A 14,661-nucleotide genomic window follows, 5' to 3' on the forward strand; every position below is an offset into this window, starting at 1 on the left:
ACCTCAGCCCTTGTACGCCCACTGCAGGCGCACGGGCTCGATGACCCCGAGCCCGTGCACCTCGCGCTCGGGCTGCGCGGTCAGCGCGAACCGCGAGTCCCTGGCCAGCAGGGCCGCGGTCTCTCGGTCCATCAGCACGGTCGCGGGCTCGGCGATCTCGGTGAGTCGCGAGGCCAGGTTCACCGACGGTCCGAACACGTCGCCGAAGCGGGAGAGCACCCGGCCCCAGACCAGGCTGACCCGCACGGGCGGGACCTCCACGCCCTCGCCGGCCCGCTCACCCTCCTCGGCGAGCCCCAGCGCGACCTTGGCGCCGGTCGCGACGTCGTCGGCGACGTAGAGGACCGCGTCACCGATGGTCTTGACGACCCGGCCCCCCGCAGCCGTGATGATGTCGCGCGCACGGGTCTCGAAGAGCTGGACGAACTCCGCGAGCTCGCTCGACCCGAGGCCCGCGGTGCGCTTGGTGAAGGACACGATGTCCGCGAAGCCCACGGCGCGCGGCAGCGGCAGCGCCTGCGAGTCGGTGACGTCCCCGGCGCGCGCCTCGGAGAACTCGACCGTGAACCGCGCGGCCACGGCCGCGAGCTGACGACGCCACGCGTGACGCAGCTGGGTCTCCAGGACGGGGGCGAGGTCCGGCAGGCGGTCGAGCACGAGCAGACGGGCGCTCGTGTCGTCGAGGTCGAACCGCTTGGTCATGTGCTCGACGAGGGCCTCGACCTGCCACAGCACGAGCCGCTCGGTCGTGTGCCCCATCGAACGGATGAGCGTCGTGAGCGACCTGTCGTCGAACTTCTCGTGCTCCGCGACCGAGTAGATCTCCTCGAGGGCGACCGCGTCGTCCTCGGTGAACATCTGCTCCTGCTGCTCCGTGATGGGCAGCCCGAGCGCCTGCCAGTACGAGCGCACCTGCCTCTCGGTGAGCCCGGCTCGCTCCGCCAGGCCCTCGACCGTCAGGGCACGGGGCCCACCCAGGAGCGCCTCGTCGAGGTCCGCCTCGACCGGCGACGGGGCCGAGGGTGAACCGCCGGCCCCGACGATCGCGGAGAGCGCCGCCGCGTCCTCTCGACGCGCCAGCCGACTCTCCAGCCGACTCTCCAGCCGACTCTCCCCAGCAGCCTCGGTCGTCTCGATGGTCTCGATGGTCTCGTCGGCTGCCTCAGGGATGTCGTGCGTCACAGAGCGATCCTAGTTCAGGGGGACCTCGCGCTCCGGCGCTCCCAGCCGGAGGTGGTGCACGTCGCCGCTGTGCAGCACGCGGGACGTCCCGTCCTGCTCCCGCACCAGCAGCGAGCCGTCCGGCCCGAACCCGTAGGCCTCACCGCTCACCTGGCCGCCGCCCGTGAGGTCGACCCGCACCTGCGCCCCGAGCGTCGCGCTGACCTCGGCGCACTCCTCGGCGAGCCCGGCCTCGACGGCGTCGCCCGCTGCCTCCTGCCACCGGCCGAGGGTCTGGGCGAACGACTCCTCGAGCGCGGTCAGCAGCACCTCACGGTCGGTCGTCGCGGCCCCGACCAGGGCGAGGGAGGTCGCCGACGCGACGGGGAGCTCGCTCTCGCTCTGCCGGACGTTGAGCCCGACGCCCACGATCGCCCCGCCGTCGGGCAGGAGCTCGCACAGGATGCCCGCCACCTTGCGGTACGTGCCCCACCCGGCCATCTCGACGACGGGTCCCGCGCCCGGCGCAGGGACCAGGACGTCGTTGGGCCACTTGACCACGGCCTCGACCCCCGCGGTCGCGCGCAGGCACCGGACCGTCGCGAGGCCCGCGAGCAGCGGCAACCAGCTCAGACGCTCGCGGGGCACGTCGGGACGCACCAGGAGCGAGCCCGTCAGCGCGGTCCGGGCGGGCGTCTCCCACGCGCGGCCCGAGCGCCCCCGCCCGGCCACCTGGTGCTCGGCCACGAGCAGCGCGGGCGCGGGCCAGGCCTGCGGGTCGGCGGCCACGGCCGCAGCCAGCTCGGTGTTCGTCGAGGCCGACTCCGCCACGACCTCGAGCCGGGCGAGCGGGCCGTGCGGGGCCACGAGGAGGTCCGCCAGGAAGCCGGGACGCAGCGCAGGGTGGTCGGCAGTCGTCATGTGCTCATCATGCACGCGCACGGGCCGTGCACGGCAGAGGGAACACCTTGTGGAAACCCTCCAACGTCTGCGGCCACGCCGGTGCGATCCCTCGCACCCTCTTGGTCCCACCCACCAACTAGGCTCGGCTGCGTGAACGAACCTGTCGCCGGCACCACCCCGGCCCCCACCGGTCAGCTCATCGGCACCGCAGCGAAGCTCGCCGACCTCGACCGTCGGCGCGCCGAGGCGTCGCTCGCGCCCGAGGAGGCCGCGCGTGCCAAGCAGCACGCCCGGAACAAGAAGACGGCCCGCGAGCGCATCGAGGCCCTGCTCGACGAGGGCAGCTTCGTCGAGCTCGACGCTTTCGCCAAGCACCGTTCGGTGAACTTCGGGCTCGAGAAGAAGCGCCTCGCGGGCGACGGCGTGGTCGTGGGCCACGGCACGGTCGACGGCCGCCAGGTGTGCATCTACTCGCAGGACTTCACGGTCTTCGGCGGCAGCCTCGGCGAGGTGCACGGCCAGAAGATCACCAAGGTCCAGGACCTCGCGCTGCGCACGGGAGTCCCCCTCATCGGGATCTCGGACGGCGGCGGTGCGCGCATCCAGGAGGGCGTCGCGGCCCTGACCCAGTTCGCGGAGATCTTCCGCCGCAACGTCGCGGCCTCGGGCGTGATCCCGCAGATCTCGCTCATCCTGGGCCCGAGCGCGGGCGGCGCGGTGTACTCCCCCGCCCTCACGGACTTCATCGTCATGGCCGACCAGACCTCGAACATGTTCATCACGGGCCCGGACGTGATCCGCGCGGTCACGGGCGAGGACGTGGGCTTCGAGGAGCTCGGCGGGGCACGCACGCACAACGAGCGCTCGGGCGTCGCGCACTACATGGGCACCGACGAGGACGACGCGATCGACTACGTGCGCCATCTCCTCGGCTACCTGCCGCAGAACAACCTCTCCGACGCGCCGAGCTTCGCCCCCGAGGACACCGAGCTCGAGGTGAGCGACGAGGACCTCGAGCTCGACGCGCTGATCCCCGACTCCGACTCGCAGCCGTACGACATGCGCACCGTGATCGAGCACGTCCTGGACGACGGCGACTTCCTCGAGGTCCAGCCGCTGTTCGCGAAGAACGTGATCGTCGGATTCGGGCACGTCGAGGGGCAGTCGGTCGGCGTCGTCGCGAACCAGCCCCTCGCGATGGCCGGCACGCTCGACATCGACGCGGCCGAGAAGGCCGCCCGGTTCGTGCGCACGTGCGACGCGTTCAACATCCCCGTCCTGACCCTCGTCGACGTCCCGGGCTTCCTGCCGGGCGTCGACCAGGAGCACCAGGGCATCATCCGGCGCGGCGCCAAGCTCATCTACGCGTACGCCGAGGCCACGGTCCCGCTCGTCACGCTCATCACGCGCAAGGCGTACGGTGGCGCGTACATCGTCATGGGCTCCAAGCAGCTCGGCGCGGACGTGAACCTCGCCTGGCCCACGGCCCAGATCGCGGTCATGGGGGCCGGCGGCGCGGTCAACATCCTCCAGCGCGGGGCCCTGAAGGCCGCAGCCGACCAGGGGCTGGACGTGGACGCCGAGCGCGCCCGCCTGGTCGCCGAGTACGAGGAGGCCATCGTGAACCCGTGGGACGCGGCCGAGCGCGGCTACGTCGACGCGGTGATCCGCCCGTCGGAGACCCGCGTGCAGGTCGTGCGCGCGCTGCGCGCCCTGCGCACCAAGCGTGCGAGCCTGCCCCCCAAGAAGCACGGGAACATCCCGCTGTGATCCTGGGGACGCGTTGACACCAGGGCCGCCACCGGCCCTGCCCCCGACACCACCACCGAACGACGAGACCAACGGCGAGGACGACATGCCCGACCAGCAGCACGGCGACGACCACGCAGGACACGGCCACGAGCACGCCGAGGGCGGCCACGACGGCGAGTCGCACGGCCCCACCCCCCTCGGCCCGGTCGACGAGGCCCCGATGCACTCGGCCGTGGACGCCTTGGCCGCGGCCCTGCACGAGTACGTCGGCACGGCAGTCGGGGTACGTGCCGAGTTCGGCGCCTCCGAGGCCGACGAGGACCCGCGCGTCCTGGCGCTCGAGGCCGCGATCGGCGCGCTCAACGCCCGGCTCTACGACGCGCTCCACGACTCGCTCGGCATGCACCCGGACCTGAGCTCGCTCGTGTGGGGCACCGAGGACGACCTCGGCGCCGGGACCGACGCCGACGCGCCGCCCGCCCCCGAGGTCGCCGAGCCGTTCTACCTGGGCTTCGTCGTGGGCCCGGGCCAGACCCCCGACACGTCGCTCGACTCCGTGATCGACTTCCTCGACAACGCGGGCGAGCAGGTCGTGGCCGCGCTCGTCGAGTCGGGCTTCGACGTCCCCGAGTGGGCCGCGTCGCGCGGGGAGGCGGCGGACTTCGACGGCTACGGCGACGCGGACGACGAGGCGCCGGGAGGCGCCCTGTGAGCGAGACCGGCGCGGCGTCGTCCGGCCGGGAGCTGCGCGTGGTGCGCGGCGCCCCGGACGACGTCGAGGTCGCGGCGCTCGTCGCTGGGCTCGCCGCCGCGGCGGCCGCCGCGCACGTGCCCGACGACGAGGCGCCGCTGCCCGAGTGGACCAACCGGTCGCGCGGCCTGCGCGGGACGGGGTCGGGCGCGACGGCGAAGAGCTTCGGCGGACGCTCGGGTCGGCACAACGCCGACTCCTGGCGGTGGAGCCTGCAGTCATGAGCCAGACCACGACCGTCCTGGTCGAGCTCGCGGACGACCCCGGGGCCGTCGAACGCCCGCTGGCGGACGGCCCCGGGTCGAGCGTTCCCCCGCTCCCGGTACGTACCGGCTGGCGCCGGTGGGCGTGGGTCGTGCCGACCGTCCCCGCGGTCGCGCTCGTCGCCTACCGCCAGCTCGCGCCCTCCCAGGGCTGGCCGCTGCCCGCGGCCGTGCTGGGCGTCCTGGCCGTCCTGCTGCTGCTCGTCGCGGTCCTCGCGCTCGCGCGCTACCTCGACGACCGCGACGCACTGCGCGAGTCGCGCGCGCGGGGCGCCCTGCTCGCGGACGCCGAGCGCACCACGGGTTCGCTGCTCGTCGACGGTGCGGCGGGATCCGACGGGGCGGGCCAGGACTCGGCGCCCGCCCCGGGCGTCCTGCCCGACGGCGCCACGCACCTCGGCGGCCGGCTCACGTTCTCGGTCGACCACCTCCCCGTCCGGGCACCGTTCACGGTCACCGTCCCCGCGGGGACGGCCGGCCCGCGCTCGGGCGACCCCGTCGCCGTCTGGTACCCCCGCGGTACCGACGGGCGACCGCGCGTCGTGCTCGTGCGCTACCAGCGCGCCTGGGCCGACGACCTGCTCGCGGCCATGCACCCGGGCCGGGCCGACGACCGGGCTCCGACCACCGAGGGTCCGACGTCGGCCGACCACGGAACCGACGAGCCCGTCGCGGCCTCGAACCAGGACGTCCTGGCGGCCGTCGGTCGGGCCGGGGCCGAGCACCCCCGCCTGGCCGTCGAGGTGGTCGCCCCGACGGACGCGTGGCGGACCCTGCGCATCGACCTCTCCCTCCCGGGCAGCGTGCGGTCGGTCCTCGTCTTCGAGGACGCCGAGGAGCTCGTGTGCATCGGACCCGACGGGGGCCGCCCCGTCCCGCTCGACACCCTCGACCCGGCCGAGGTCCTCGACCTGGCCGAACGGCTCCTGCGAGCCGACTGATCATCCTCCCGGACGACGCCCGACCGGGTACCGCGCAGTAACCTCTACCGGGTGACCTCACCCACCGCGCCGGCCGAGCCCGGCACCCCCACCGCCCGGACCCCCCGCACGCCCACGGCGATCGACGCGATCGCCGACGCCTACGTGCGCACGGTCGCCGACCTGAACCCGCTCGCCGCCACCGCCATGGGCCTCGCCGGGTACGACCACCTCATGACCGACCTGTCGCCCGCCGGGTACGAGGCCCTCGCAGCCGCTGACCGCGCAGTGCTGGCCCAGCTCGCGGACGCCGACCCCGTCGACGACGTCGACCAGGTCACGCTCGCGGCGATGCGCGAGCGCATCGGGCTCTCGCTCGAGCTGCACGAGGCCGGCGAGGACCTCGCGATGCTCAACAACATCGCGTCCCCGCTCCAGGAGCTGCGCGACATCTTCGACATGATGCCCACGGGCACCCTCGAGGCGTGGGAGAACATCGCAGCCCGGCTCGCGGCGCTTCCCGGCGCCATGGACGGCTACATCGCCTCGCTGACCGCCGCCGCCGAGCGCGGCAACGTCGCGGCGGTCCGCCAGGTCCGCGAGGGTGTCAAGCAGGCCCGCGAGCTCGCCGACCCCGAGTCCTCGTTCTTCGTGGAGTTCGTCCGGGGCGAGGCCGCCGCCGCCGTGCTCGACGAGTCGTCCGCCTGCTCCCTGGTGCGCAAGGAGCTCGAGCTCGGTGCCGCGGGCGCCCTGGCCGCCTATGCCAGGCTCGCCGACTTCCTCGAGGACGACCTCGCGCCGCAGGCCCCCGTGGCCGACGGTGTCGGGCGCGAGCGCTACGCCCTGGCCTCGCGCGCCTTCCTCGGCGCCGAGGTCGACCTCGAGGAGACCTACCGCTGGGGCCTCGAAGAGCTCGCGCGCGTGGTCGCCGAGCAGGAGGCCGTCGCGGCACAGATCGCCGGGCCCGGTGCCACGGTCGAGGAGGCCGTCGCAGTCCTCGACGCCGACCCGAGCCGCAAGCTCGACGGCACCGACGCGCTGCGCGCCTGGATGCAGGAGACCTCGGACGCCGCGATCGCGGCGCTCGACGGCGTGCACTTCGACATCCCGACCCCCGTCCTGGACCTCGAGTGCATGATCGCCCCGACCCAGACCGGCGGGATCTACTACACGCCCCCGAGCGACGACTTCTCGCGCCCCGGGCGCATGTGGTGGTCCGTCCCGCCGGGCGTGACCGAGTTCAACACCTGGCGCGAGAAGACGACGGTCTACCACGAGGGCGTCCCCGGCCACCACCTCCAGTGCGGCCAGGCCGTCGCCGCGCGCGACACGCTCAACTCGTGGCGCCGGCTCGCCTGCTGGGTCTCGGGCCACGGCGAGGGCTGGGCCCTGTACGCCGAGCGCCTCATGGCCGACCTCGGCTACCTCGACGACCCGGGCGACCGCCTCGGGATGCTCGACGGTCAGCGCATGCGCGCGGCCCGCGTCGTGCTCGACATCGGCGTGCACCTCGGGCTCGACGCCCCCGAGGAGTGGCGCGGCGACTCCGAGGACCCCCGTTGGGACGCCGACAAGGCCTGGGAGTTCCTCAAGGCCAACGTCAACATGGACGAGTCGTTCGTGCGCTTCGAGCTCAACCGCTACCTCGGGTGGCCCGGCCAGGCGCCGTCGTACAAGGTCGGGCAGCGACTGTGGGAGCAGACCCGCGACGCAGCCCGCGCGGCCGCCGAGGCGCGCGGCGAGGAGTTCGACGTCAAGGCGTTCCACGAGCGCGCCCTGAACCTCGGGTCGGTCGGCCTCGACGTCCTGCGCGGGGCTCTCCAGTGACGGCTCCGACGACCTCGGCGCCTGCTCCGAGCATCCGTCTCCTGCTCGCCTCGCAGTCCCCCGCGCGACTCGCGACCCTGCGCTCTGCGGGGGTCACACCCGAGGTCCGCGTCTCGGGGCTCGACGAGGACGCCGTCCTGGCGTCGGCCGCGGCCCGGTTCGGCGCGCTCGACCCGGCCGACGCGGTGCTCGTCCTCGCCCAGGCCAAGGCGGAGGAGGTCGCCCAGGTCGTCACGCGCGAGGCGCGCGAGCGCGACGAGGCGAGCGACGTCGTCGGGCCGGACGAGGTCGCACCCCTCGTGGTCGGCTGCGACTCCATGCTCGAGTTCGGGGGCGCGATCCACGGCAAGCCCCGGGACGCCGCCGAGGCGACCGAGCGCTGGCGCGCGATGCGCGGCAAGACCGGCGTGCTCCACACAGGGCACTGGATCGTCGACCTGCGCGACCCGCAGGACGGCGGCAGCGGTGCCACCCTCGGGGCCACGAGCTCCACGACGGTCCACTTCGCCGACCTCTCCGACGCCGAGATCGCAGCCTACGTCGCGACGGGCGAACCCCTCGCGGTCGCGGGCGCGTTCACGGTCGACGGCCTGGGCGGTGCGTTCGTCGAGAGCATCGAGGGCGACCACCACGGCGTCGTCGGGATCAGCCTGCCGCTCGTGCGCGAGCTGCTCGGCGAGATCGGCGTGGCCTGGACCGACCTCTGGTCCTGAGGTCCCTCCGGCCCGGCGACTGCTGGGCCACTGCTCGTCAGGCGGCCCGACCGCTCCTCCTGCTCGTGCGCTCCGGCGCCGGGCGCGAGGACGCGGCGGGCCGCCTGCTTGTCGGTGCCGCACAACCATGACGAGCCACGGCCCGGTTCGCCCCGCCGACCATGGAGGGTTCCTACAAACGGCCCCGGTGAGCCTTGGCCTGATCTCCAATCTTGTCCAGTACCGCCGGTCGGAGCGTGAACCCAGGGCGCCGGACGCGCTACCGTGAGCCGTGCCCGAGAACTCCACGAACCCCGCGACCAGCCCGACCCGACGCCTGTCGAAGGTTCTCATCGCCAACCGCGGCGAGATCGCGGTGCGCATCGCGCGCGCCTGCGCCGACGCCTCGATCGCGTCGGTCGCCGTCTACGCGGACTCCGACCGCGAAGCCCTGCACGTCCGCCTCGCCGACGAGGCCTTCGCGCTCGACGGTGCGCGCGCCGCGGACACCTACCTCGACATCGCCAAGCTGCTCGACGTCGCCCGCCGCTCGGGCGCCGACGCCGTGCACCCCGGCTACGGGTTCCTCGCGGAGAACGCCGGGTTCGCCCAGGCCGTGATCGACGCGGGCCTCGTGTGGATCGGCCCGCCGCCCGCGGCCATCGACGCGCTGGGCGACAAGGTCAGCGCCCGGCACATCGCGCACCGTGCGGGCGCGCCCCTGGTCCCCGGGACGCCCGACCCCGTGGCCGACGCGACCGAGGTCCACGCGTTCGCCGCGGAGCACGGGCTGCCCATCGCGATCAAGGCGGCGTTCGGCGGCGGCGGGCGCGGCCTCAAGGTCGCGCGCACGGTCGACGAGATCGACGAGATGTTCGACTCGGCGGTCCGCGAGGCCACGGCCGCGTTCGGCCGCGGCGAGTGCTTCGTCGAGCGCTACCTCGACACCCCGCGCCACGTCGAGACCCAGTGCCTCGCCGACGAGCACGGCACGGTCGTCGTCGTCTCGACGCGCGACTGCTCGCTCCAGCGCCGCCACCAGAAGCTCGTCGAGGAGGCACCTGCGCCCTTCCTGACGGACGAGCAGCGCGCCGAGCTCTACAAGGCCTCCGAGGCCATCCTGCGCGAGGCCGGCTACGTGGGTGCCGGGACCTGCGAGTTTCTCGTCGGCGCCGACGGCACCATCTCCTTCCTCGAGGTCAACACGCGCCTGCAGGTCGAGCACCCCGTCACGGAAGAGGTCTCGGGCATCGACCTCGTGCGCGAGCAGCTGCGCATCGCGGCGGGCGAGCCGCTCGGCTACTCCTCGGTGGCCACTCGCGGCCACTCGCTCGAGTTCCGCATCAACGGCGAGGACCCGGCCGCGAACTTCCTCCCCGCCCCCGGCCGCATCTCGCGCCTGCACTTCCCCAGCGGGCCGGGTGTCCGCGTCGACAGCGGCGTCACGCAGGGCGACGTCATCTCGGGGGCGTTCGACTCCATGATCGCCAAGATCATCGTCACGGGTGCCACGCGCCGCGAGGCCGTCGAGCGTGCCCGCCGCGCACTGCGCGAGACGGTCGTCGAGGGCATCCCCACGGTCCTGCCGTTCCACCGGGCCGTGCTCGACGCCGAGGACTTCGTCCCGGCCGACGACTCGGCCTTCCGTGTGCACACCCGCTGGATCGAGACGGCCTTCGCCGACGAGCTCAAGCAGCTCACGCCTGCGACCCCCGCCCCGGCCCCCGACGAGGACGAGGCGCCCGCGACCGAGCGCGTCGTGGTCGAGGTCGGCGGCAAGCGCCTCGAGGTCGTCCTGCCCGCCGGGCTCGGGATGGCCGCGGGGCGCGCACGTACGGCCAACGCCGCCCGTCGTCCCGCGCGTCGCGCCGCCGCCAAGGCCACCGCGGGCAACGGCACGACCCTCGCCTCGCCCATGCAGGGCACGATCGTCAAGGTCGCGGTCGCCGACGGCGCCGTGGTCGCCGAGGGAGACCTCATCGTCGTCCTCGAGGCCATGAAGATGGAGCAGCCGCTCGTCGCGCACCGTGCGGGCCGGGTCACGGGCTTGTCGGCCGGCGTCGGCGCGAGCGTGAGCTCGGGCACCGCGATCTGCGAGATCGTCGACTGACGACGCGTCGGGCGACCTGACGCGTCGACCCCGAGGCCGGTCGGGCGGCTCCTACGAGCCGCCCGACCGGCCTCTGCTCGTCCTCCCCCGGTGCCGCTACGCGCCGGCGCTGCTGTGCGCGTCGGCCGCGCGCATCGCGCGGCGCCCCGAGGGGACGAGCACCGCGATCGCGATCACCAGGAACATGAGCGCGCCTGAGACGATCAGGAGCGACTCGACCGAGTACCGGTCCGCGAGCGGCCCGAAGATCAGCATCCCGACCGGCATCGCGAGCGCCATCACGATGCCGACGAACCCGAAGACACGCCCCTGCCGGTCGGGTTCGACCGTCTCCTGCAGGACCGTCATCGAGGTCGTGGCGAACGCGGGCACGGCGACGCCGAGCAGGAACATGAACGTGAAGAAGACCCACATGTTCGTCGAGAGCCCCAGCCCGACGGAGAGCACGCCGAACACGAACGTCGCGCCCACGATCATCGCGACGCGGTTCTTGAGCCCACCCCACGTCGCGAGCAGCACGCCGCCGACGATCGCCCCGAACGAGAACGCGAGCTCGTTGGCCGTGAGCTTCCAGACCTCCTCGCCGAACGTGCGCACCACCATGAGCGGCGTGAGGTAGGACGGGGCCACGATCAGCAGGAACACGACCGCGTACAGGCCCAGGACCCAGCGCACAAAGGTGTGGCCGCGCAGGTAGCGCAGGCCGCCCACGAGGTCGTCGAAGTACCCGACCTTCTCACCGGCCGCGACGTCGGCGCGCAGCACCTTGGTCACGGGGATCAGGGCCAGGAGGCCGATCCCGATCACGGCCGTGACGACGTCGACGAAGAAGATCGCGACGATCGAGGCGCTCGCGTAGACGCCCGCCGCTACCGCGGGGGCCAGCAGCGTCATGGCCGACTGGATCGACCCGTTGATCCCGTTGACCCGCATGAGCTTGCTCACCGGGACGAGCTGCGGCAGGAGCGAGGACACCGCGGGCATCTGGATCCCCGCGCCGACCGAACGGATCGCGAGCGCCGCGTAGACGAGCCACAGGTCGTCGGTGCCCGAGAGCATGAGCAGCGCGAGCGCGAGGGTGGTCACGGCGATCGAGGCGTCGGCCGCGATGATCAGGACCTTGCGGTTGAGCCGGTCGGCCCAGACCCCGCCGAAGATCGACACGACCGCCTGCGGCAGGAATCCGAAGACCGTCGCGAGCGCCAGCACGGACCCGGACTTCGTCTCGAGGGTCAGGTGCCACATGATCGCGTACTGCACGAGCATCGACCCGAACAGCGAGACGGTCTGGCCGCCCAGGAAGATCGTCGCGTCGCGTCGCCAGCGCGGCTTGTCCGCCTCGTCGTCCGCCGGGGTCGCTCCGGCCCGGGCTGCGGGGTCGACGGGGTCGACGGGGCCATGGTCGGCGGCTGCGGGGTCGGCGGACTCACGGGGGTGGTAGGGCGTGGCGTCGGCGCCTGTCGAGGCATCCTCTGCGGTCGGGTCGGACACGGTGTTCGGCTCGGGATGGCTCACCCGTCCATGGTGCGGGGCGGGGGGTTGCACGTCCAGGAATTTCCACCGGTGATCGATCGCGCCGGGGGCACCGCGGGTGCGCGTCACGAGCGCGGGGGTCCACGTGGTGGGCACCCGGGCGACGCGCTGTCCTGGGACTCGCCCGGATGGCAGGGTGGGACCGTGACGATCCCGACCGAACCCACGCCTCCCCGCGACGCAGCCGACACCCCGCACGCACCGCGCCACCTCCAGCCCGGGGACGGGTGGGTCGAGTGCACGTGCGGCAGGCGGCACTGGGGGCTCGCGGGCGCCGCGGGGCTGCTCGTCGCCCGCCGGGACGAGGACGGCCGCGTGAGCCACGTGCTCCTCCAGCACCGGGCTCCCTGGAGCGACCAGGGCGGCACGTGGGGCGTGCCCGGCGGCGCGATCCATCCCGACGAGACGCCCGAGCAGGGCGCGCTGCGCGAGGCGCACGAGGAGGCGGGCGTCGATCCCGCGCTCGTGACGATCGTGGGCGACCGGGTCCTGGACCACGGGCCCTGGCGGTACACGACCGTCCTCGCGGAAGTCGTGCACGGCGCGCACCTCGAAGCCCGCGCGACCGACGCGGAGAGCCTGGAGATCGCGTGGGTCGCGGTCGGTGACGTCCTCTCGCTCCCGTTGCTGGAGGCGTTCCGGGACGCGTGGCCCGAGCTCGTGGGGCGCTTCGCCGAGGTCGCCTGACCAGGGCGCCGCCGGAGCGGAGCCCGTCGCCGGAAGTCCTCCGGATGCACGCACGGCCCGTGACCGCCCGCTGTGCGGGTGGTCACGGGCCGTGCGGTGGCGCGGTCTCTACGGGGTGCCGGTCCCGGACGCCTCCGCCCCGCGTCCGGGCGTCGCAGGTTTCTTCGCGGGGCCGTGCGGGACGAGCTTGAGCCCCACGACCGCGGCGATGATGCCCGCGATGAAGACGACCTTGCCGACCGAGGCGGACTCGTCACCGGTGAGGATCGCGTAGGACACGGTCAGGGCCGCGCCGATCCCGACCCACACCGCGTACGCGGTGCCGATCGGGATGTGCTTGACGGCCCAGCCGAGCCCGCCCATGCTGACGGCGAGCGCGACGAAGAAGACGATCGACGGGACGAGCTGCGAGAACCCGTCGGACTTGCCGAGGGCCGTGGCCCAGACGGCCTCGAACACGGCGCTGACGAGCAGGACGATCCACGGCATGTCAGCTCACCACCTTGAGGCCGACCACGGACCCGACGAGCAGGACCAGGAGGAGCCCGCGCAGCCAGGTGAAGGTCTCGGAACCGGTGATGAAGCCCCAGACGACCGTGAGCGTCGCCCCGATGCCGACCCAGACCGCGTACGCGGTGCCGGTGGGCAAGGAGGTCATCGCCCAGGCGAGACCGACCATGCTCAGCGTCAGGGAGACGAGGAAGACGACCGTCGGCCGTCTGCGCGTGAAGTTCTCGGATGCGGACAGCGCCGTCGCCCAGACGGCCTCCAGCATCCCGGAGAGGACGAGGACAACCCAAGCCATGACAAGTAACCCCTCTGAGTCAGTCTTGTCCGTGCGGGTACTGCTCCCTCGTCCGCGCGTCCCTCGTCGGAGGAACTTGGTACCAGCGTACCGACATCGTGTCGTCTTGGCCAGGGATCGTCGCGTCTACCACCGTGGCTTCACACGGCCACCCCTCGCTCCCCGACCGGCCTCCACCTTCGGGTACGGCCGTCCCGCCAGGATCGTCGGATGTCGACCGCCTTCGAGCCCTCCCCTCCCGACGACTACCTGATGCGCCTCGCCGCCTCCGACCTGGGCCGGGGCTACAAGGCTCTCGCCACGGCCCAGCTCGACCTGCACGACGGCCTCGACGTGCTCGACCTGGGCTGCGGCCCGGGTGCCGACCTGCTCGCGTACGCGAAGGCGGTCGGGCCGACCGGGAGCGTCCTCGGGCTCGACCACGACGCCGACGCCGTGGCCCGGGCCCGCGAGCGGGTCAGCGACCTGGCCACCGTCCGGGTCGAGGAGGCGGACGTCCACCGCCTCGACCTCGCCGACGGCAGCGTCGACCGCGCACACACCGACAGGGTGCTCCAGCACGTGGCGCATCCCGGGCTCGTCCTCGCGGAGACGTTCCGGGTCCTTCGCCCCGGCGGTCGCGCGGTGCTCGCGGAGCCGGACTGGGGCACGCTCGTCGTCGACGGCCCCGACGCCGCGACGAGCGACGCCTACGGACGCTTCGTCGTCGAGCAGGTCGTCCGCAACGGCAGGATCGGGCGCCGGCTCACCGGCCTCGCCGAACGGACGGGCTTCACGGTCGAGCGCGTCGTCCCCGTGACCGCCGTCTTCCGCGACGTCCGCGAGGCGGACAGGGTCCTGGGCCTGGCACGGGTCGCCCGCCGAGCCGTCGAGGCGGGATACCTGCGCGAGCGTGCGGGGGCACGCTGGACCGAGCACCTCGCGACGCAGCCGTTCTTCGCGTCGGTGACTCTCTTCGTGGTCGTGGCCGACCGCCCGCCGGCCTAGCCCCTCGCGCCCCTCGCGCCCCTGGGGCGCGGCGCACCAGCGCCGCGCCCGATGGTCGCCCGACCCGACGCGGCGCCGCCGTGTGGGGCGAGTCACGCGGACGCGGGTTCGCGCACCCCGACGACAGGAGTACTGTTCTCGCGGAGGAAGGCAAGCCTTACCAAACTAGGACGCGAGTCCCAAGTCGGCCGGGCCCCACCGCTGCGACCACCGGCCGCCACGGCCTCCGGCTCCCGGGCTTCCCCGCCCCGCGACCCGTCGAAGGACTCC

General features: G+C 73.5%; 14 protein-coding genes and 1 riboswitch. Of the genes, 9 read left to right on the plus strand and 5 right to left on the minus strand.

All coding sequences use genetic code 11. The annotated features are described in order from the left end of the window. Window positions 1-3: 3 nt before the first annotated feature. Together JOD48_RS13505 and JOD48_RS13510 are read right to left on the minus strand one after the other, a co-directional pair. A complete protein-coding gene (locus JOD48_RS13505) occupies window positions 4-1,182 on the minus strand; it encodes an adenylate/guanylate cyclase domain-containing protein (RefSeq protein WP_307824147.1) in 1,179 nt (392 codons plus the stop codon). Between the two features lie 9 nt (window positions 1,183-1,191). Further along, a complete protein-coding gene (locus JOD48_RS13510; protein WP_204809529.1) occupies window positions 1,192-2,082 on the minus strand; it encodes a biotin--[acetyl-CoA-carboxylase] ligase in 891 nt (296 codons plus the stop codon). Between the two features lie 132 nt (window positions 2,083-2,214). Between JOD48_RS13510 and JOD48_RS13515 the strand changes: the two genes are divergently transcribed. The 7 genes from JOD48_RS13515 (at window position 2,215) to JOD48_RS13545 (ending at window position 10,379) form a co-directional block, all read left to right on the plus strand. Continuing rightward, window positions 2,215-3,834, plus strand: a complete 1,620-nt coding sequence (locus JOD48_RS13515; RefSeq protein ID WP_307824148.1) for an acyl-CoA carboxylase subunit beta — start codon at window positions 2,215-2,217, stop codon at window positions 3,832-3,834. Between the two features lie 85 nt (window positions 3,835-3,919). Then, on the plus strand, window positions 3,920-4,528 hold the full coding sequence (locus JOD48_RS13520; protein ID WP_239527411.1) for a hypothetical protein: 609 nt from the start codon (window positions 3,920-3,922) through the stop codon (window positions 4,526-4,528). Next, entirely contained in the window at window positions 4,525-4,791 is a 267-nt protein-coding gene (locus JOD48_RS13525) for an acyl-CoA carboxylase epsilon subunit (protein WP_191788859.1), read from the plus strand. The genes JOD48_RS13520 and JOD48_RS13525 overlap by 4 nt, the downstream gene beginning before the upstream one ends. Next, entirely contained in the window at window positions 4,788-5,771 is a 984-nt protein-coding gene (locus JOD48_RS13530; protein ID WP_204809530.1) for a hypothetical protein, read from the plus strand. The genes JOD48_RS13525 and JOD48_RS13530 overlap by 4 nt, the downstream gene beginning before the upstream one ends. 51 nt (window positions 5,772-5,822) lie before the next feature. Further along, window positions 5,823-7,577 (plus strand): DUF885 domain-containing protein, encoded by a 1,755-nt coding sequence (locus JOD48_RS13535; RefSeq protein WP_204809531.1) that lies wholly within the window; start codon window positions 5,823-5,825, stop codon window positions 7,575-7,577. Further along, window positions 7,574-8,290: a Maf family protein gene (locus JOD48_RS13540; RefSeq protein ID WP_191788857.1), complete on the plus strand. Its 717-nt coding sequence runs from the start codon at window positions 7,574-7,576 to the stop codon at window positions 8,288-8,290. The genes JOD48_RS13535 and JOD48_RS13540 overlap by 4 nt, the downstream gene beginning before the upstream one ends. Window positions 8,291-8,561: 271 nt before the next feature. Continuing rightward, window positions 8,562-10,379: an acetyl/propionyl/methylcrotonyl-CoA carboxylase subunit alpha gene (locus JOD48_RS13545; protein WP_307824149.1), complete on the plus strand. Its 1,818-nt coding sequence runs from the start codon at window positions 8,562-8,564 to the stop codon at window positions 10,377-10,379. Window positions 10,380-10,475: 96 nt separating this feature from the next. Here the strand turns inward: JOD48_RS13545 and JOD48_RS13550 are convergent, their stop codons facing one another. Continuing rightward, window positions 10,476-11,894 carry an MFS transporter gene (locus JOD48_RS13550; protein WP_307824150.1) on the minus strand — a complete coding sequence of 473 codons (1,419 nt, stop codon included), beginning with the start codon at window positions 11,892-11,894 and terminating at the stop codon, window positions 10,476-10,478. A gap of 162 nt (window positions 11,895-12,056) precedes the next feature. Between JOD48_RS13550 and JOD48_RS13555 the strand changes: the two genes are divergently transcribed. After that, complete coding sequence (locus JOD48_RS13555; RefSeq protein ID WP_307824151.1) at window positions 12,057-12,599, plus strand: NUDIX hydrolase; 543 nt, start codon at window positions 12,057-12,059, stop codon at window positions 12,597-12,599. Window positions 12,600-12,707: 108 nt separating this feature from the next. Here JOD48_RS13555 and JOD48_RS13560 read toward each other — a convergent pair whose 3' ends face one another. Together JOD48_RS13560 and JOD48_RS13565 are read right to left on the minus strand one after the other, a co-directional pair. Continuing rightward, window positions 12,708-13,088: a DMT family transporter gene (locus tag JOD48_RS13560; protein ID WP_204809532.1), complete on the minus strand. Its 381-nt coding sequence runs from the start codon at window positions 13,086-13,088 to the stop codon at window positions 12,708-12,710. Between the two features lies 1 nt (window position 13,089). Next, a complete protein-coding gene (locus tag JOD48_RS13565) occupies window positions 13,090-13,404 on the minus strand; it encodes a DMT family transporter (protein ID WP_138823905.1) in 315 nt (104 codons plus the stop codon). Window positions 13,405-13,417: 13 nt separating this feature from the next. Next, window positions 13,418-13,485, minus strand: a riboswitch (guanidine-III (ykkC-III) riboswitch). A 129-nt stretch (window positions 13,486-13,614) separates the two neighbouring features. Between JOD48_RS13565 and JOD48_RS13570 the strand changes: the two genes are divergently transcribed. Next, on the plus strand, window positions 13,615-14,391 hold the full coding sequence (locus JOD48_RS13570; RefSeq protein WP_204809533.1) for a methyltransferase domain-containing protein: 777 nt from the start codon (window positions 13,615-13,617) through the stop codon (window positions 14,389-14,391). Window positions 14,392-14,661 lie beyond the last annotated feature (270 nt).

The sequence above is a fragment of the Oerskovia paurometabola genome (assembly GCF_016907365.1).
GTDB lineage: Bacteria > Actinomycetota > Actinomycetes > Actinomycetales > Cellulomonadaceae > Oerskovia > Oerskovia paurometabola.